At 74.1% G+C, this 15,753-nt stretch carries 9 protein-coding genes and 1 pseudogene; 6 read left to right on the top strand and 4 right to left on the bottom strand.

The features are described from left to right. Positions 1 to 505: 505 nt before the first annotated feature. Complete coding sequence (locus tag ACFYXA_RS24130; RefSeq protein WP_352253639.1) at positions 506 to 1,069, bottom strand: MarR family transcriptional regulator; 564 nt, start codon at positions 1,067 to 1,069, stop codon at positions 506 to 508. A 168-nt stretch (positions 1,070 to 1,237) separates the two neighbouring features. Between ACFYXA_RS24130 and ACFYXA_RS24135 the strand changes: the two genes are divergently transcribed. Then, on the top strand, positions 1,238 to 2,500 hold the full coding sequence (locus ACFYXA_RS24135; protein ID WP_352253647.1) for an MFS transporter: 1,263 nt from the start codon (positions 1,238 to 1,240) through the stop codon (positions 2,498 to 2,500). Between the two features lie 61 nt (positions 2,501 to 2,561). Here the strand turns inward: ACFYXA_RS24135 and ACFYXA_RS24140 are convergent, their stop codons facing one another. After that, entirely contained in the window at positions 2,562 to 4,214 is a 1,653-nt protein-coding gene (locus ACFYXA_RS24140) for a SpoIIE family protein phosphatase (protein WP_389036223.1), read from the bottom strand. 223 nt (positions 4,215 to 4,437) lie between these two features. After that, on the bottom strand, positions 4,438 to 5,814 hold the full coding sequence (locus ACFYXA_RS24145) for an NAD(P)/FAD-dependent oxidoreductase (RefSeq protein WP_352253643.1): 1,377 nt from the start codon (positions 5,812 to 5,814) through the stop codon (positions 4,438 to 4,440). Between the two features lie 380 nt (positions 5,815 to 6,194). On the opposite strand from ACFYXA_RS24145, the gene ACFYXA_RS24150 reads away from it, so the two are divergent. The 3 genes and pseudogenes from ACFYXA_RS24150 to ACFYXA_RS24160 all read left to right on the top strand — a co-directional run bounded on the left by ACFYXA_RS24150 (position 6,195) and on the right by ACFYXA_RS24160 (position 9,592). Then, the gene (locus ACFYXA_RS24150; protein WP_130439470.1) at positions 6,195 to 6,962 is read left to right on the top strand and encodes a TetR/AcrR family transcriptional regulator; all 768 of its coding nucleotides are present in this window, start codon (positions 6,195 to 6,197) and stop codon (positions 6,960 to 6,962) included. Positions 6,963 to 7,120: 158 nt separating this feature from the next. Next, a pseudogene (locus ACFYXA_RS24155) lies at positions 7,121 to 8,498 on the top strand (RNA polymerase sigma factor); the annotation flags it as partial. Positions 8,499 to 9,301: 803 nt separating this feature from the next. Continuing rightward, positions 9,302 to 9,592 (top strand): NPCBM/NEW2 domain-containing protein, encoded by a 291-nt coding sequence (locus ACFYXA_RS24160; RefSeq protein WP_389037149.1) that lies wholly within the window; start codon positions 9,302 to 9,304, stop codon positions 9,590 to 9,592. A 3-nt stretch (positions 9,593 to 9,595) separates the two neighbouring features. Here ACFYXA_RS24160 and ACFYXA_RS24165 read toward each other — a convergent pair whose 3' ends face one another. Beyond that, positions 9,596 to 11,773: an asparagine synthase-related protein gene (locus ACFYXA_RS24165; RefSeq protein WP_352251297.1), complete on the bottom strand. Its 2,178-nt coding sequence runs from the start codon at positions 11,771 to 11,773 to the stop codon at positions 9,596 to 9,598. 723 nt (positions 11,774 to 12,496) lie between these two features. On the opposite strand from ACFYXA_RS24165, the gene ACFYXA_RS24170 reads away from it, so the two are divergent. Continuing rightward, positions 12,497 to 13,921 (top strand): MFS transporter, encoded by a 1,425-nt coding sequence (locus ACFYXA_RS24170; RefSeq protein WP_352251295.1) that lies wholly within the window; start codon positions 12,497 to 12,499, stop codon positions 13,919 to 13,921. A gap of 88 nt (positions 13,922 to 14,009) precedes the next feature. Beyond that, the gene (gene lhgO, locus ACFYXA_RS24175) at positions 14,010 to 15,218 is read left to right on the top strand and encodes an L-2-hydroxyglutarate oxidase (RefSeq protein WP_389037152.1); all 1,209 of its coding nucleotides are present in this window, start codon (positions 14,010 to 14,012) and stop codon (positions 15,216 to 15,218) included. Positions 15,219 to 15,753 lie beyond the last annotated feature (535 nt).

The following is a 15,753-nucleotide window of genomic DNA, read 5'->3' on the forward strand; positions in this document are numbered from 1 at the left end:
AAGGAACGGACGCTTCCTTTGTACTCACCCGAGAGACTCTCTCAGGCTTTCCTCCGGGCGCTTCCCTTCGGTCTTGCGTTTCCGACTCTATCAGATCTTTTCTCGATCCGATTTCCTCGGTGCTTTCCGGTTCCCCGCTCTCGCGGTTTCCCTTCCGGCGTTTCCGACTCTATCAGATCCTTTCGGCCCTGATTCCCAGTCAGAGGGGGTTGCCTTCCCGGCTGTTGGGCCGTTCCGACGTCTCAAACCTTAGCGGATCCGCCCCGGCGAGTGCTAATCGAGTCGATCGAAAGGATCGAGAGCGATCAGCCTGCCGAATGCCCCATCGAATGGAATTCGGGCGCGCCGAATTCGATCCCGTTGGGAGATCTTGCTGTGGTGTGAGGTGCCGCTTCTGCGGCGGAGGTGCTGCCGGAGAACCGTTACGGCTCCGTGGCAACCCGAAGAACCTTACGGATCGTCCCGGGGGATGTCAAGCACCCCTGTCAAGGTCTTTTCGGCGAGGTCAGTCGAGGTCGCTGAGACGCCCGCCGGCGTCGGGCTGGGCGTGCTCCACCCGGCGCAGGAGCCTGGTCAGCACCTCGCCCAGGGCGGTGCGGTCCGCCGCGGTGAGGTCCTGGAGCAGGTCCTCCTCGAAGACCGTCGCCGATCTCATCGCCTCCAGCCACTTCTCCCGGCCCTCCTGCGTCAGCTCCACGATCACGCGGACCCGGTTGGTCTCGTCCCGCTCCCGGGTCACCAGTCCTTCGGAGACCATGCGGTCGATCCGGTGGGTCATCGCGGCCGGCGTCAGACCGAGTCGCTTGGCGAGGTCGCTGGGGCCGAGGCGGTACGGGGCGCCGGAGAGGACGAGGGCCTTGAGGACCTCCCAGTCCGTGTTGCTCATGCCGAGCGCGGCGGTCTGGCGGCTGTAGGCGACGTTCATGCGGCGGTTCAGGCGGGACAGCGCCGACACGATCTTCTCGACCTGGGGGTCGAGGTCCTGGAACTCGCGCTGGTAGGCGGCGATCTGCTCCTCGAGCGTCGGTTCGCCGTCGAGGCCTGCGGTGTCGTCGGGGGTGTCGCCCATGGCCGCCAGTATCGCACGGGGCTCGTTCGCGTCGAAGTTCTTGAGGCTGTACTGTTTAGCTTCGAAATTTATCTTCGAAGTCTTCGGTTGTAAGTCCTTGGGTCGGCCATCTACCGGCTGGCCCCTGTCTTGAGAGAGGTGAACGTGACCAGGGCGATGGGCGCAGCGATGCGCCGGATCCACGTGGGCAACGCACTCAGCGCGTTCGGGCTCGGCTTCACGGTCCCGTACCTGTACGTCTATGTGGCGCAGGTGCGGGGCCTGGGGGCCATGACGGCGGGGCTGGTGCTCGCCGTGTTCGCCGTGGCCGCGCTGATCGTGCTGCCGTTCGCCGGTCGGGCGATCGTGCGGCGCGGCCCGCTGCCGGTGCTGATCGCCGCCCTGGTCACCGCCGCCGTGGGCGCGCTGAGTCTGGGGCTCGCGGGTGACGCCGCCGCCGTCCTGGCCGCCGCGGGCGCGCTCGGGGCGGGGCAGGCCGTGATGCAGCCGGCGCTGGCCACGATGATCGTGGACTGTTCCAGCGCGGAGACCCGGTCGCGGGCGTTCGCCATGCAGTTCTTCCTGCAGAACCTCGGACTGGGCGTCGGCGGGCTCATCGGCGGGCATCTCGTGGACGCCACGCGGGTGTCGTCGTTCACGCTGCTGTTCTCGATCGAGGCCGCGATGTTCCTGCTGCTGGTCGTGGTGATGGTGACGGTGCGGATGCCGCGCGCGCCGCGGGTCGAGGACGCTCCGCGGGGATCGGCGAAGGGGAGCTGGAAGCAGCTGCTCGGGAACCGGGCCATGGTGCAGCTGTGCGTGCTGGGGTTCGTGCTGTTCTTCGCCTGCTACGGGCAGTTCGAGTCGGGGCTGAGCGCGTACGGCGTGGAGGCCGCCGGGATCTCGACGTCCGCGCTGGGGACGGCGCTGGCCGCCAACACGGCGATGATCGTGGTCGCGCAGTTCGCCGTGCTGAAGTTCGTCGAGCGGCGCAGGCGGTCGCGGGTGATCGCGGCGGTGGGGCTGATCTGGGCCGTGGCGTGGGTCGCCGCCGGGTTCGCCGGGCTCGGGCACGGCAGCCAGGAGATGGCGACGGCCGCGTTCGTGTCGACGTACGCGCTGTTCGGGCTGGGTGAGGCGATGCTGTCGCCGACCGTCGCGCCGCTGGTCGCCGATCTGGCGCCGTCCGGGATGGCGGGTCAGTACAACTCGGCGTTCGCCCTGGTGAAGCAGCTGGCGCTGGCGGTGGGGCCGGCCGTGGGCGGGCCGATGGGCGCCTCGCTGCACGCGCCGTACGTCGTGACGTTCCTGCTGTTCTCGCTGGGGATCAGCGTGCTGGCGCTGCGGCTGGGGCGGCGGCTCACCGTGGCGCAGGACCAGCCGTGGCAGGCGCGCAACCGGGTGGTCGCCCGGGGCGGGGCCGCAGCGGAGCCGGTGGCCGCCGAGGCGTGAGGCAGGGCAGCAGCCTGGCAGGGGCGGCCGTCGTCATGGGCGACGGCCGCCCCTTTTTTCGTCAGTCGGCGGCTTTGGGCAGCAGGAACTCGCACCACACCGCCTTGCCGCCGCCGGGGGTGCGTCTGCTGCCCCAGTGGGAGGCGATGGTCGCGACGATCGCGATGCCCCGGCCCGACTCGTCGCCGGGCTCGGCGAGGCGGCGGAGCGGGAGGTGGTCGTCTCCGTCGGTGACCTCGATGATCAGGCGGCGGTCGGTGCGGCGCAGGCGCAGGCGCATCGGCGGGGTGCCGTGCTGGAGGGAGTTGGCGACCAGTTCGCTGGCGGCGAGGACGCCGAGGTCGTGCAGTTCGGTGGGGAAGCGCCAGCTGGTGAGGACGCCGGAGGCGAAGGCACGCGCGCGGGGGGCCGCTTCGACGCCGCCGAGGAGTTCCAGGGCCGCGTTGCGGAAGAGTTCGCCGTCGGCGCCGGTGCGGTGGGGGTGCTGGAGGACCAGGACGGCGACGTCGTCGTCGTGGTCGGCGGTGACGCCCGCGGAGCGGACCAGGCGGTCGCAGACCACCTGGGGGGTGCCGGTGGGGCCGGCCAGGGCGCGCTCCAAGGCGGCGATGCCGTCGTCCAGGTCCTCGTCGCGCCGTTCGACCAGGCCGTCGGTGTAGAGGACGGCGGTGGAGCCGGGTCCGAGGGGGACGGTGCCGGAGGCGTGCATCCAGCCGCCGGTGCCGAGCGGGGGGCCGGTGGGCTCGTCGGCGCGCCGGACGGCGCCGTTCTCGTCGCGGACCAGGATGGGCAGGTGGCCGGCGGAGGCGTAGAGCAGCCGTCCCTCGTTCGGGTCGTGGACGGCGTAGACGCAGGTGGCGATCTGGTTGGCGTCGATCTCCATGGCGAGGCCGTCGAGGAGCTGGAGGACCTCGTGCGGGGGGAGGTCGAGGCGGGCGTAGGCGCGGACGGCGGTGCGGAGCTGGCCCATGACGGCCGCGGCGCGCACTCCCCGGCCCATGACGTCGCCGATGACGAGTGCGGTGCGGCCGCCGCCGAGGGTGATGACGTCGTACCAGTCGCCGCCGACGGCTGCCTCGGTGCCGCCGGGGTGGTAGGTGGCGGCGATGCGCAGGTCGTCCGGTTGTTCGAGTTCCTGGGGGAGGAGGGAGCGCTGGAGGGTGACGGCGGTCTCGCGCTGGCGGCGTTCGCTGGCTCTGAGACGGTCGGCGGCTTCGGCGTGGTCGGTGACGTCGGTGGCGAAGACGAGCACGGCGGACTTGCCGCCGTCCTCGGTGACGGGGGTGCAGGTGAAGGTGTAGTTGCGCCCGTCGGGGGCTTTGCGGGACTTCAGGGTGCGGGGTCTGCCGCTGCGCAGGGCCTGGTCGAGGAGGGGCATGAGGCCGAGGTCGCGCAGTTCGGGGAGGGCTTCGGCGGCCGGTGCGCCGGGGTGGCGGGTGCCGAAGGCCGCCGCGTAGGCGTCGTTGACGTAGGCGAGGCGGTGTTCGGGGCCGTGGACGAGGGCGACGAGGGCCGGGACGCGGTCGAGGACCTCACGGACCGGGAGTTCGTCGACGGCGGGGGCCGGGGGCGGTTCGTCGGTGAGTCGTTCGGCGCGGGCCGCGGGCACGGAGCCCTCGCCCCGGCGGTCCGGGGTGGTGACCGTGTGCTCGGCTCGCGCGGCGGCGCGGCGCTGCGTTCCGGGGAGGCGGGCGCTCCAGCGCGTGAAGTTCACGAATCCTTGCCTCGCGTAGTCGTCGGCGGCCGGTTCCGGGGCCGCGCGGCGGTGCACGTCGTCGCAGCACCCGGGTGTTGCAGCAGAGAGGACGGCCTGGTGGTCGGGGGATGGGCGGTGGTCCGCCGGGGCTCGGGAAGCGGGATGCAGTCTGGCAGTGCGGCCGCCGTCCGGACCGGCATTCGTCAGACGTGGGGGCGGTCGGTGGAGTTCCTGATCGGGCTCAGGACGACCCCTTCGGGTCGCCGGATGACTCGTCGGAGGGCTTTCCTCCGGCAGCCAGTTCGAACTCTGCGCGCGGGTGTTCGAGTGAGCCGAGGGAGACGATCTCCCTCTTGAAGAGTCCCGCCAGCGTCCACTCGGCGAGCACGCGTGCCTTGCGGTTGAAGGTGGGGACGCGGCTGAGGTGGTAGGCGCGGTGCATGAACCAGGCGGGGTAGCCCTTGAGTTTGCGTCCGTAGACGTGTGCGACGCCCTTGTGCAGGCCCAGTGAGGCGACCGAGCCGACGTACTTGTGGGCGTACGTGCGCAGGGGCTCGCCTCGCAGGGAGCGCGCGATGTTGTCGCCGAGGAGCTTGGCCTGCCGCAGGGCGTGCTGGGCGTTGGGGGCGGTGACCTTGCCGGGTTCGGCGGTGACGTCGGGGACGGCGGCGGCGTCTCCCGCGGCCCACGCGTGCGTGACGCCGTCGATCGTCAGCTCGGGGGTGCACTTGAGGCGGCCCTGCGCGGTCAGGGGGAGGTCGGTGGCGGCGAGGAGCGGGGCGGGTTTGACGCCGGCCGTCCACACGACGGTGCGGGTGGGGAAACGGGCGCCGTCGCTGAGGACGGCGACGCGGTCGGCGCAGGATTCCAGCCGGGTGCCGAGACGGACGTCGATGTTGCGGCGGCGCAGTTCGCTGACCGTGTAGCGGCCCATGTCCTCGCCGACCTCCGGCAGGATCCGGTCGGAGGCCTCGACGAGGATCCACCTCATGTCCTCGGGCGTGACGTTGTGGTAGTAGCGCGTGGTGTAGCGGGCCATGTCCTCCAGTTCGGCGAGCGCCTCGACGCCGGCGTAACCGCCGCCGACGAAGACGAAGGTGAGGGCGGCGTCGCGGATCGCGTGGTCGCGGGTGGAGGAGGCGATGTCCATCTGTTCGATGACGTGGTTGCGCAGGCCGATGGCCTCTTCGACGGTCTTGAAGCCGATGGCGTGGTCGGCGAGCCCGGGGACGGGGAGCGTGCGGGAGACGGATCCGGGCGCGAGGACGAGCTCGTCGTACGTCAGCCGCAGCGCGCCGGTGCTGTCCTCCTCGCTCGCGAGGGTGCGCACGGTGGCGGTGCGCGCGGCGTGGTCGACGGCGGTGGCCTCGCCGACGATGATCCGGCAGTGCGGCAGGACGCGGCGCAGCGGGACGACGACATGGCGGGGGGAGACGGCGCCGGCGGCGGCCTCGGGCAGGAACGGCTGGTAGGTCATGTACGGGTCGGGCGTGACGACGGTGATCTCGGCCTCGCCGCGGCCGAGTTCCCGTTTCAGCTTCTGCTGGAGCCGCAGGGCCGTGTACATCCCGACGTAGCCGCCGCCGACAACGAGAATGCGCGCACGTTCCTTCACCATCCCATGACGCACCCGTCGCCGGAGTTTGTCCACAGGCCCGGCAATTTGTGTGACCGGTTCCGTGGCCCGCACCGGGTTGGCCGAAACACCGGCGTCCCTGACAGATGTGCAGGTCAGCGTGGGTGCGCTGGGGGGCGGGAAGGGGCGCAATCGGGACGTATACGGCCCGTGCTCCGATCGGGGGGCGCTCCGTGCGGAACCTGCCCCTTCTGAATTGACTGCCTCTCAACTATGTTCGTATGTCGACGGGGTGTCAGGGGGAAGCGCTCGTCGGGTCCGCGGCGAGCGGGTCCGCCGGTCGCGGTCCCCTCTTCGCGCACCCCGGCTTTCGATGGCGGGGAGTGTCTCCGGGGGGAGACGTCATTACCGGGGGATCATTCATGCACATTCAGGACACGCATTGGTCGTCCGCGTCCGCCCTTGCACCCGGCGGCGCGGTGAGCGCGGCGGTGGGCAACGGACGCGGGGACGGCCCGCGGACCACGCCGCTGCGCGTGGACGCACAGCGCAATCTCGAGCACGTGCTGCGCGCGGCTCGTGAGGTGTTCGGCGAGCTGGGCTACGGCGCGCCGATGGAGGACGTGGCGCGCCGCGCGCGCGTCGGCGTCGGCACGGTGTACCGGCGCTTCCCCAGCAAGGACGTGCTGGTCCGGCGGATAGCCGAGGAGGAGACCTCCCGGCTGACGGACCAGGCGCGGGCGGCGCTGGGGCAGGAGGACGAGCCGTGGTCGGCGCTGTCGCGCTTCCTGCGGACGTCGGTGGCGTCGGGCGCCGGGCGGCTGCTGCCGCCGCAGGTGCTGCGGGTCGGAGTCGCCGAGGACGGCGACGACGCGCCCGCGGCGGATCTGGCGCGGGTGCCGCAGCAGCGGTCCCAGTCGGCCGCGGGTGAGCTGCGGCTGGTGTCCGAGGCGAGCTCGTCTTCCGTCCTGGACGACGCCGGGGCGGCGGCGCTGCTCGACGTGGTGGGCCAGCTCGTGGAGCGGGCCCGGGCGGCGGGCGAGCTGCGGCCGGACGTGTCGGTGTCGGACGTGCTGCTGGTGATCGCAACAGCAGCGCCCTCGCTGCCGGACGCGGCGCAGCAGGCGGCGGCTTCGGCACGCCTGCTGGACATCCTGCTGGAGGGGCTGCGGTCGCGGCCCTCTTCCTGACGGGTTGCTCCGATCGGGTGATTGTGGGGCGGGGACGTTTCGGCGTTCCCGCCCCGACCCGCACTTTCGTGTTTTCGCGCGGCCGGCGGGCCGACTCCGGTGTGGCACTCTGACGCCGTGATCGGGACCGGTTGTGCGGGCGGCGGGGGCTTTGCGCGATGAGCGTTGGCGGGCGGGACGCCTCACAGGACGACGGTGACGTACGGGCCGGGGGGCGGATCTCACCGCGGGTGCCCGGCCGGGACGGACGCGCGGGGTCCTTCTCCGCGGGCGGTGTCCCGCCCCAGCGCGAGCGGCGCGACGGCGACATCCCGCCGCCGCGGGAGGCCCTGCCGGCCGACGGCGACCTGGTCGCCCGGATGCGCGCGGGCGACGACACGGCGTACGAGGAGCTGTACCGCCGTCACGCCGACGCCGTACGCCGTTACGCGCGCACGTGCTGCCGCGACGCCCACACCGCCGACGACCTCACCGCCGAGGTCTTCGCGCGGATGCTCCAGGCGGTGCGCGGCGGTTCGGGCCCCCGGCACGCCGTACGCGCCTATCTGCTGACCTGCGTCCGGCGCGTCGCCGCGGGGTGGACGCGGTCGGCCAGGCGGGAGCAACTCGTCGACGACTTCGCGGTGTTCGCGGAGCGGGCGGCCCGCTCCGCCGAGACCGCCGGGCACGACACGCTCGACGAGGGCGCCGACGTGAGCGCGATGCTTGAGGCGGAGCGGTCCATGGCGATGCGGGCCTTCCGCTCGCTGCCGGAGCGCTGGCAGGCCGTGCTGTGGCACACCGAGGTCGAGGACGAGTCGCCGAGCGAGGTCGCCACGCTTTTCGGCCTCGACGCCAACGGCACGCGCGTCCTCGCCAGTCGGGCCCGCGAGGGCCTCAAGCAGGCGTATCTCCAGGCCCACGTGAACGCCACCCTCATGAGCGACGAGGAGTGCGCCCGCTACGCCGACCAGCTCGGCGCCTACGCCCGCCGCCGCCTGCGCACCCGCGCCGAACGGGGCCTGCGCAGGCACCTGGACGAGTGCGCGAGGTGCCGGCTGGCGGCCCTGCAACTCGAGGAGGTCGCCGGCACGATCCCCGCGGTCGTCCCGCTGGCCGTACTCGGCTGGCTCGGCGCATCGGGCTACGCCAAGACGGCGGCAATCCTGGCGGGGGGCGCGGCAAGCGGGGCGGGCGCGGCAGCGGGCGGGGCTGCAACTGGCGGCGCGGGTGCGGCCGCAGGCGGTACGGCGACGGGGGCCACCGGGGCGGTAGGCGGCGGGGGGACTGGAGCTGCCGCGGCAGGGGGCGCGGCAGCGGGCGGCATGGCGGCGGGGGCCACAGCAGGCGGCGGGGCTGCCGGCGCCACGGGGGCCGGCATCGCGGCAGGCACCGGGACAACGGGAGCCGCTGGGGGCGCGGCCGGCGCGACAGGCGCGGGCCTCGCAACCGCTGGCGGGGCGACGGGAACCGCCGGCGCGGCAGGCACCGGCACGGCAGGAGCGGCAAGTGCGGGCCTCACGGCAGGCACCGGTGTCGTCGGCGCGGCAGGTGCCGGCGTCGGCGGTGCCACAGGTGCGGGCGTCACGACAGGCAGCGCAGTCGGCAGCCTCGGCGGCGCCGGCGGTGCTGCAGGCGCAGGCGCAGGCATCACAACAGGCAGCGGCTTCAGCAGCGGCGTCGGCGGGGCCGCCGTAGGGGGTGGGGGCTCTTCGGCGGCGGGTGTCGGGGGAAGCGGAGCGTCGGCCGGGGCCGCAGGGGCCCTCACGAACGGCGGCTTCGGGGCCGCCACCGGGCCGTTCGCCCACGGCGGCACCGGAGCCGGCTCCGCTGGGCCGTTCGCGAACGGCGGCGTGGGGGCCGGTGGGGCCGTCAAGGCCGGTGTCGCCGCCGGGGTGGTGGCCGTGGCCGCCGTCGCGGTGGTCGTTCTCGCGCTCGTCGGTGACGACGGTCCCGGTGAGCGGCCCGAGGCGACGCCCTCCGTCTCCGCGCCAGTCGTCCTGCCTGAGGAGGTGACGCCCAGCCCGGCACAGCCGCCGCTCACGCCGTCGCCGACGTCCGGCCGCCCGTCGGTGGCGCGGGAAGAAGCCCTTTCCGGACCGGCGGAGATCCTTCCCGTCCACGCGGTCGAGCCCACGCCCACGCCGACCGTCCCCGAGCCTTCGGCGGCCCCGCCACCGTCCCCTGCACCCGAACCGACCCCGACACCGACGCCCACCCCCACACCGCCCCCGCCCGCCCCGGCGTCCTCCGTCTTCCGGTTCGGCGAGCTCGACTTCGACGTCGTGGGCGACGGTTCCCGCCCCGAGATCCGGCTCGCCCGGAGCAGCTGGGTGTGGCAGCGCGACTCGGGCGTGACCGTGCACGGCGACTCCTCGGTCACCGTCGAGCTGAACCGCGCCTGCACGGCGTTCGACGCCCTGGTGGGCGTGGACGACCTCACGCGGCGCCTCGGCGGCGTCTCCTTCGCCGTCCACGCCGACGGAGTCCCGCTGTGGACGTCCGGTGCGCTGGAGGACGGCGACCCCGCCGTACCCGTCCATGTGGACCTCGCCGGCCGCAGGACCGTCCGGCTGGAGGTCGAGCCGCGCGGCGGCCTCGGCACCGTGGTCCTGGCCGACTGGGCGGAGTCGCGGTTCACCTGTTCCTGAGGGTCACCCGCCGGAGGACACCGCCCGCCGCTGCGGAGCGATCCCCGCCGGGACCGCGCGGGAGCGGGCCGGGGTGCCCGTCCAGCAGGTGCCCCTGCGGGCGAGGAGGCGGCGCAGCCACAGTTCGAGGGAGACGAGGTCGGCGAGGCCGTCCAGCGGAAGGGGCTCGCCCGCGGCCGCCCCGCGCAGCGCCTTGCGGACGACGCGGGCCTCCACCAGGCCGGCCTCGGCGAGTAGGGGCGCGTCGAAGAGGGCGAGCAGCGGGTCCGTGGCCATGCGCAGGCCCGCTCGGGCCGCCGCGGCGGTGGAGGCCTGGGAGGGCGCGCCCCAGCCGCTCGGCAGTTCGGCGACGCCGGCCCCCTTCAGCACGGTGCGCAGGATCGCGGCCCGCGCCCCCGGCTGCACGCGAAGGGTCTCGGGCAGGGCCCGGCAGGCGCGGACGACCTGGTTGTCGAGGAACGGCGCGTGCAGCCGCTGGGAGCGCAGCTCGGCGGCCTGCTCCAGGATGCGCAGGTCCGCCGCGTAGCGGGCCAGCGCCGCACGCGCCCGGTAGTCGCCGGGGCGCTGGCCGGGCCCCACCCCGGCCCGGTGGGCCGTGCTCTGGAGACGAACCGATACTTCAGCGAGCGCCTCGCCGGTCAGCCAGCGGGCGGCGGGCCCCGGTCCGCCCCAGGCGAGGGCCGCGAGCGAGGCCCCGACGGCTCCCGCCGCGTCCCCGGGATCGTCGAAACGGCGGTGCAGGAGCCGGTCGGCGAGGTTCTCCACGCCCGCCCGGTAGGGCGTGCGGGCGAGTCTTCGGGCGGCGCCGTACACGCGCGCGGGGACGAGCACGGAGCCGTCCGCCTTGGTGAGGGCGGCGACGGGGCGTACGAGGTGGCGTCTCTTGCGGTCCATCAGCAGGTCGGCCAGCCGCGCCGGGTGGGCGTCGAGGACCTGCCGGGCCCCGTACCCGGTGAAGTGGTCGGCGCTGCCCGCGGCGAGGCGCGCGCGGTGCCGGGCGGCGGTCACCAGGCTCGCGCCGGGCTCGTCGGTCAGCGGCCCGTCGAGATCGGCGTACGGCAGGGTCTCCTCGCCGCCGGGGACGACGACGTGGTGCAGGCGCGGGCCGGCCGCGAGGGCGCCGGCGCGCTCCAGTTCCGCTTCGTGGCCGCCGACGGCCAGGTCGTTGAAGGTGACGGCCAGCAGACGCTCACCGGCGCCCGTGCCGTGGCCCAGGACGGTGCCCGGCATGCCGGGCAGGCCGGCGGCGAGCAGCGCGAGGGTGGTGGAGGCGGGGCCGCCGGAGAGGTCGGCGCCGATGCCCGGCACGGGCATCCCGCGCGCGGCGCGTCGCTCGGCGGGCCCCATTCCGGGCACCGGCCCGGGATCGATGTCGGGGACGTGGCGCGGCGCGGACAGACGCGCGCGTACCGCTTCTACGAGCGCGTCGCGTACGGCGTCCACCGCGCTGTCGGGGTCGACGGGGGCGGCGGCCACGGCGAGCGAGGCGACCTGCTCGTACCCGGCGATCTCGCGCGCCCCGGCGCGCAGGATGAGCGCGTGCCCCGGCGGAATCCGTCGTACGCCGTCGTAGGGGGTGGAGTCGTGGACCGCGGCCGGGACGTCGGGGGCGGCGAGCAGGGCTGCCAGGTGGCCGAAGTCGAGGTTGGCCTCGATGAGGTCGGCCAGCGGCAGGGCGGCCGTCGCGTAGGCGGTGCCGCCGGCCCAGGGGGTGTGGAACACCGGGCGCGCGCCCGCCAGATCGCCGCAGACGGTGATGCGGCGTCCGACCTGGACGACCGCGGTGTAGCTGCCCGGCCAGGCCGTCAGATGCCGAAGTGCCCCTCCGCGCGCGGCGAAGAGGCCCACGCGCAGCTGTTCGTCGGTGGCGCCGCAGGTGCCGAGGACGGCGACGCGGGTCTGGGCGTCGGCGCGGACGACGCGGACCTCGTCGGGGCGCCAGTCGCCGACCGCCCACAGCGGGTCGGGGTCGCCCCACAGGAGCCGGGAGCCCACGGGGTGGAGGGTCTCGCCGTCGTGGCCGATCCGTCCGCCGTCCTCGCCGGCGTAGACCTCGGGGCCGCCGTAGCCGTCATGGCGTCCCGTTCCGGGGCCGCCGTGGCCGCCGACGCTCCCCGTCCCGGGGGCGCCGGGGCCGGTGGCTCCCGTGGCGGCGCTGCTCCATCCCACCAACCACCGCATCGACGCCTCCACAGGCTGTGGACAACCAGTGCACCGTACGAACGGTTCACATGCTGCCACGAAGAGCGCGCCGCAGAAGGAGGTGACGCCGCTTGTGATCCCCGGAAGTGCGCCCCTGGCGCGCCCCCGCGCCGACCGGGAGCGTTGCGCGAACTCCCGCGCGGGGAGCGCCGGCAGTCGCACACGCCCCGGCGTGCGCGACATGAATGCGCCCCCTGTACGCTCCCTCAAACCGCCGCGTGCGCCGTCGATTTCCATGGTGAGGGGCGCGAACGCCAGCGGAACACAGGGTCGATTTTCGGCCAAATCCGGCACGCGCGCAGGCTGTTGACGCAGCCTCGCACACGCTCCGTACACAACCGCGCCCTCGGCCGGGCGCGCCGATCCGGAGGGCGGAGAACGCCCCCCGGACCGCTCCGCCGCCCGCGGGGATTGTGGCGGCGGCATCCCCCAGCCCACTGGATCCAGTACAGCGGGCCGACCCACGCACGACCATGGAACCGCTCTCCCCCGGGCCGCAGAAGAGCGCACGGGCGGGCGCACGGCCACATGGCGGGAGCACGCCGCAACCGTCCGTGCCGACACCCGCACTCGCGTACGGACCACAATCCCGCCAACCGGAAGAATGCCCCTTAACGCTTGGGATGCGGCGAACTACGCTGGGTTTACGAATGCCGCGTGGTTATGCCAGCGCGGCAGCCGTCTGTGTCGAGGGGTGGCGCAATGTCCAGGGAGCAACGCGGGCCGAACGAAAAGCTCGGCGCCGTTCTCGCCCTCGCGGGAATCAGCAACGCCGGACTCGCCCGACGCGTCAACGATCTCGGAGCCCAACGCGGGTTGACGCTCCGGTACGACAAGACGTCCGTCGCGCGCTGGGTGTCGAAGGGCATGGTGCCGCAGGGCGCCGCGCCGCACCTCATCGCGGCCGCGATCGGGCAGAAGCTCGGCCGCCCGGTGCCGCTGCACGAGATCGGCCTCGCGGACGCGGACCCCGCGCCCGAAGTCGGCCTCGCCTTCCCCAGAGACGTCGGCCAGGCGGTGCGCTCGGCGACCGATCTGTACCGCCTCGACCTCGCCGGCCGGCGCGCCGGCGCCGGGGGCATCTGGCAGTCGCTGGCCGGTTCGTTCGCAGTAAGCGCGTACGCAACGCCCGCCTCACGATGGCTGATAACCCCGGCCGACAGTTCGGTGGCGCGCGAGGCGAACTCCGGCGACGGCTCCGGCGCACCGCTCAAGGTCGGCCACAGCGACGTGCAGAAACTGCGCGAGGCCGCCGAGGACGCCCGCCGCTGGGACTCCAAGTACGGCGGCGGCGACTGGCGTTCGTCGATGGTGCCGGAGTGCCTGCGCGTGGAGGCGGCCCCGCTGCTGCTCGGCTCCTACTCCGACGAGGTCGGCCGGGCCCTCTTCGGCGCCTCCGCCGAACTCACGCGCCTCGCCGGCTGGATGGCCTTCGACACCGGCCAGCAGGAAGCCGCCCAGCGCTACTACATCCAGGCGCTGCGCCTCGCGCGTGCCGCCGCCGACGTCCCCCTCGGGGGCTACGTCCTGGCGTCCATGTCCCTGCAGGCGACCTACCGCGGCTTCGGCGACGAGGGCGTCGACCTCGCGCAGGCCGCCCTGGAGCGCAACCGGGGACTGGCCACGGCCCGCACGATGAGCTTCTTCCGCCTGGTCGAGGCACGCGCCCACGCGCGCGCGGGGGACGCCCCGGCCGCCGGCGCGGCCCTCAAGGCCGCCGAGAGCTGGCTGGAGCGCGCCCGCGACGGCGACCAGGACCCGTCGTGGCTCGGCTTCTACTCCTACGACCGCTTCGCCGCCGACGCCGCCGAGTGCTACCGCGACCTGAAGGCGCCGCGCCAGGTGCGCCGCTTCACCGAGCAGGCGCTGTCGAAGCCGACGGAGGAGTTCGTGCGCTCGCACGGGCTCAGGCTCGTCGTCTCGGCCGTCGCCGAGCTGGAGTCCGGCAACCTCGACGCCGCCTGCGAGCAGGGGGTGCGCGCGGTGGAGGTGGCCGGGCGGATCTCCTCGGCGCGCACCACCGAGTACGTCAAGGACCTCCTGCACCGCCTGGAGCCGTACGGCGACGAGCCGCGCGTGGTGGAGCTGCGGGAGAGGGCCCGGCCGCTGCTGATGACTCCGGCGTAGCGCTCCGTCGAGCGTGGCCCGAGGCGCTGTACCTCTCGGCGTTTGAAGTGACTGTCAGTGGCGCAGGGCACTATCGGAGGCGGAGGTGGTGCAGGTGGTGGCGTACGACTGTGATGTGCTCGTCGTCGGGGGCGGCATCGTCGGGCTGTCGACGGCGCACGCGATCACGCGGGCCGCGCCGGGGACACGGGTGACGGTGCTGGAGAAGGAGCCCGGGCCGGCCCGGCACCAGACGGGGCGCAACAGCGGGGTCATCCACAGCGGGATCTACTACCGGCCCGGCTCGCTCAAGGCGCGGTACGCGGTGCGCGGCGCGGCCGAGATGATCAAGTTCTGCGCGGAGTACGGCATTCCGCACGCCGTCACCGGCAAGCTGATCGTCGCCACCGACCGGGCCGAGCTGCCCCGGCTCCACGCGCTCGTGCAGCGCGGCCGGGAGAACGGCATCCCGGTGCGCGAGCTGGGCCCCGCCCAGATCACGGAGTACGAGCCGGAGGTGCGCGGGCTCGCCGCCATCCAGGTGCGCACGACCGGCGTCTGCGACTACACCGCGGTCGCCCGGCAACTGGGCGAGGCCTCGGAGGCGGAGATCCGCTACGGCGCGCGGGTGGTGCGGGTCGACCGTCGTCCGGATCGGGGTGTCGCCGTGCTCACCTCGCGCGGGGACGTCGTCCGTGGGCGGGTGCTGGTGAACTGCGCCGGCCTGTACTGCGACGAGGTCGCCCGGCTCGCCGGGGACGAGCCCGAGGTGCGGATCGTGCCGTTCCGGGGGGAGTACTACGAGCTGGCGCGGCCCTCTCTGGTGCGGGGGCTGGTCTACCCGGTGCCGGATCCGGCGTTCCCGTTCCTCGGCGTGCACCTCACGCGCGGGATCGACGGCGAGGTGCACGTCGGCCCCAACGCGGTGCCCGCGCTGGCCCGGGAGGGGTACGACTGGGGTGTCGTGCGCCCCCGGGAGGCGGCGGCCACGGCGGCCTGGCCGGGAGTGTGGCGGATGGGCCGGCGGCACTGGCGGTACGGGGTGGGCGAGCTGCGGCGGTCGCTGTCCAAGGGCGCGTTCGTCGACGCGGTACGGCGGCTCCTGCCGGCGGTGGAGGAAGCGGACCTGGTGCCCGCGCCGGCCGGCGTCCGCGCCCAGGCGGTGCTGCGGGACGGCACCCTGGTCGACGACTTCCTGATCCGCGAGACCCCCCGCACGATCCACGTACTGAACGCCCCCTCCCCCGCAGCAACAGCCTCCCTCCCGATCGGCCGAGAGGTAGCCCGCAGAGCCCTCGACGCACTGGGGACGCTGTGACGGGGTCCGCTGGGGCTCGGCGGGTCTGCTTAGGCGCCGGGCAACGGGCCGACGCGGGCCCCGGCGGGCCGACCGACTGCCGCCCTGCACGCCGGTGCGCTGCGGCTCGGACTGCGGCCCTGTAAGCGAGCCAGTCGCGCCCCGGCGAGCCAGCAAGCTGCGGCCCCGGTGAGTCGACGACTGCGGGTGCCGGGCCTGCTGGGCCAGCGGGCAGCAGGTCGACTACGGGGCCCGGTGCCCCGACCGGCTGCGGGCCCGGGGAGCCGACCGACTGCCGCCCTGCACGCCGGTGCGCTGCGGCCCGGACTGCGGCCCCGTAAGCGAGCCAGTCGCGCCCCGGCGAGCCAGCAAGCTGCGGCCCCGGTGAGCCGGCGTCCTGCGCATGCGGGATCGGACCTGCTCCCGGCTCCATGAGTCCGGGCTGCTGAGCCGATCTGCGCTGACGTCCCCGCGGCCCCGAGGGGCCGGCCGCTGCCGCCCCGGGAAGTCGGCCGGCTGCGGCCCTGTCAGTCGGCCGGCTGGAGAATCCCGTGCG

The sequence above is a fragment of the Streptomyces sp. NPDC002566 genome (assembly GCF_042889585.1).
In the GTDB taxonomy this organism is placed as follows: domain Bacteria; phylum Actinomycetota; class Actinomycetes; order Streptomycetales; family Streptomycetaceae; genus Streptomyces.